This is a genomic window from Streptomyces sp. NPDC018964 (assembly GCF_044390325.1).
In the GTDB taxonomy this organism is placed as follows: Bacteria; Actinomycetota; Actinomycetes; order Streptomycetales; family Streptomycetaceae; genus Streptomyces.
The window spans coordinates 1-2,798 of sequence record NZ_JBIRYZ010000063.1; the positions used below are offsets into that span (position 1 = coordinate 1).

The following is a 2,798-nucleotide window of genomic DNA, read 5'->3' on the forward strand; positions in this document are numbered from 1 at the left end:
GCGGGGGAGCTCATCCCCGCGTAGTCCACCGTCGACTCCTGCGCGCCCCCCGACCGCGGCGAGCACCCGGCCCCGCCCCACTGCCTTTGAGCCCCCCCCCCGGGGGGGGGCCCCCCCCGGGGGGGGGGCCACCCCTCAGGGCACCGATCGTCGACCGGTCCGGTCCGGCTACTCGCCCGACAGCACCGCCTGAGCGGCGGCACGGGCATCCGCGGCGCTGTCCGCCGTCCGGGCCGCCGCCGCAGCCCGCTCACACTGCGCCAGCGTGAACTTCGCCAGTGACGCCCGCACGTACGGAATGGACGCCGCGCCCATGGAGAGAGAGGTGACACCCAGACCGATCAGCACACACGCGAGCAGCGGGTCGGAAGCGGCCTCACCGCAGACACCACAGCTCTTGCTCTCGGCCTTCGCCGCCTCGGCGGACAGCGCCACCAGGTCGAGCAGCGCGGGCTGCCACGGATCCTGCAGCCGGGAGACCGCACCCACCTGACGGTCCGCGGCGAACGTGTACTGCGCGAGGTCGTTCGTGCCCAGGGACAGGAACTCCACCTCCTGCAGCACCGAGCGCGCACGCAGCGCGGCCGACGGGATCTCGACCATCGCACCGAACTTCGCCTGCAGCCCCGCCTCCCGGCAGGCGTCCGCGAAAGCCTTGGCATCGGCCCGGTCCGCCACCATCGGGGCCATGACCTCGAGGTGGACGGGCAGTCCCTCGGCTGCCTTGGCCAGCGCCGTCAGCTGTGTACGCAGCACTCCGGGGTGGTCGAGCAGCGTCCGCAGACCACGCACGCCCAGCGCCGGGTTCGGCTCGTCCGCCGGGGTGAGGAAGTCCAGCGGCTTGTCCGCGCCCGCGTCCAGCACCCGCACCACGACACGGCCCTCGGGGAACGCCTCGAGTACCTGACGGTAGGCCGCGACCTGCTTCTCCTCGGAAGGAGCCTTCTTGTTGTCGTCCAGGAACAGGAACTCGGTACGGAAGAGACCGACGCCTTCCGCGCCCGCCTCGACGGCGGCCGCCACATCCGCCGGGCCGCCGATGTTGGCCAGCAGCGGCACCTTGTGACCGTCGGCGGTCGCACCGGGCCCGGTCGACGCCGCCAGCGCCGCCTTGCGCTCGGCCGCCGCCGCCTCGAGCCGGGCCTTCTTCTCGTCGCTCGGGTCCACGAAGATCTCGCCGGTGCTGCCGTCGACCGCTATCAGCGTGCCCTCGGCGAGCTCACCGGCACCCGGCAGGGCGACCACGGCGGGGACACCGAGAGCGCGGGCCAGGATCGCGCTGTGGCTGGTCGGGCCGCCCTCCTCGGTCACGAAGCCGAGCACCAGCGTCGGGTCGAGCAGCGCCGTGTCCGCCGGCGCGAGATCACGGGCCACGAGGACGTACGGTTCGTCGCTGTCCGGCACGCCCGGCATCGGCACCCCGAGCAGCCGCGCGACGATACGGTTCCGCACGTCGTCGAGGTCGGCCACGCGGCCCGCCAGGTACTCACCGGCATTCGCGAGCAGCTCGCGGTACGCGGCGAACGCGTCGTACACCGCGCGCTCAGCGGTGCTGCCGACGGCGATGCGCCGTTCCACGGCGGCCATCAACTCGGGGTCCTGGGCCATCATGGCCTGCGCCTCGAGAACCGCCTGGGCCTCGCCCCCGGCGAGGTTGCCGCGCGCCGTCAGATCGGCCGCGACCGCCTCCACGGCCTTGCGGGCGCGCACCTGCTCACGCTCCGCCTCGTCCGCCGGAATCTGCTTGGCAGGAGGTTCGAGCACCGCCGTGCCCATGTGCCGTACCTCGCCGATCGCCACACCGTGGCTGACCCCGACGCCTCGCAGCGTTGTCTCCATCTCACCCGTCTCCGAATAGAGCGGCGGGCTCCGCCGCCGCGTTGGTCGTCCTGATGGCCGTCACCGGACGGCACCGCGTCACTTCCAGAGGAAGAGGGTGTCGCCGGCCTTCACGTCGCCGTCGTCGCGAAGCTCGGAGAGAGCGTCCGACGTGGCCTCCAGGGCGACGACCGGGCACACCGGGGACTTGCCGGCGGCCTCGACGGCGGCCGGGTTCCAGCGCACGATGCTCTGCCCGCGTGTCACGGTGTCGCCCTTGTTGACGAGCAGCTCGAAGCCCTCGCCGTTGAGCTGCACGGTGTCGATACCGAGGTGGGTGAGCACGCCGTGTCCGTTCTCGTCGACGACGACGAACGCGTGCGGGTGCAGGGAGACGATCACACCGTCGACGGGGGAAACGGCCTCGGAGGGCTCTCGCGCGGGGTCGATCGCCGTACCCGGGCCGACCATGGCTCCGGAGAAGACCGGGTCGGGTACGGACGCCAGTCCGATGGCCCGTCCTGCAAGCGGGGACGTCACGGTGGTCATGGGAAGCCTCCCAGGCGTGGAGATCTGTACGTACGCCGCCGTCACTGCCTGCCTCCGGCGCGCTGTTCAGCAGCGTATGTCATATGAGGTACCGGTTTCGGAGGACAGATCCGGATCAATGGTCTAGACGAGAGGTCTAGACCACACACTCTAATCGATTTGCACGTGCTCCGCGACCCCGTGTAGAGTTGTACCCCTGCTCGGGGATGAGTGGCGTGAACAGGCACTCTCCGCTCGACAGCAATCCAACTTGTCAGATCCTAACTTTGGATCATCTTCCGCATGCCTGCGGGACGATGGTCGGAGGGCCGGAAAAACACTGGTAGTGTTGGAAACACCGAAGGGAAGCGCCCGGAGGAAAGCCCGCGAGGGTGAGTACGAAGGAAGCGTCCGTTCCTTGAGAACTCAACAGCGTGCCAAAAGTCAACGCC

2 protein-coding genes are annotated in these 2,798 nt (G+C 70.4%); both read right to left on the reverse strand.

Annotated features, from left to right (window positions below):
* Nucleotides 1-168: 168 nt before the first annotated feature.
* A complete protein-coding gene (ptsP, locus tag ACH5AO_RS37155) occupies nt 169-1,839 on the reverse strand; it encodes a phosphoenolpyruvate--protein phosphotransferase (protein ID WP_398932553.1) in 1,671 nt (556 codons plus the stop codon).
* Nucleotides 1,840-1,917: 78 nt separating this feature from the next.
* Entirely contained in the window at nt 1,918-2,367 is a 450-nt protein-coding gene (locus tag ACH5AO_RS37160) for a PTS glucose transporter subunit IIA (RefSeq protein ID WP_398932555.1), read from the reverse strand.
* Between the last annotated feature and the right edge of the window lie 431 nt (nt 2,368-2,798).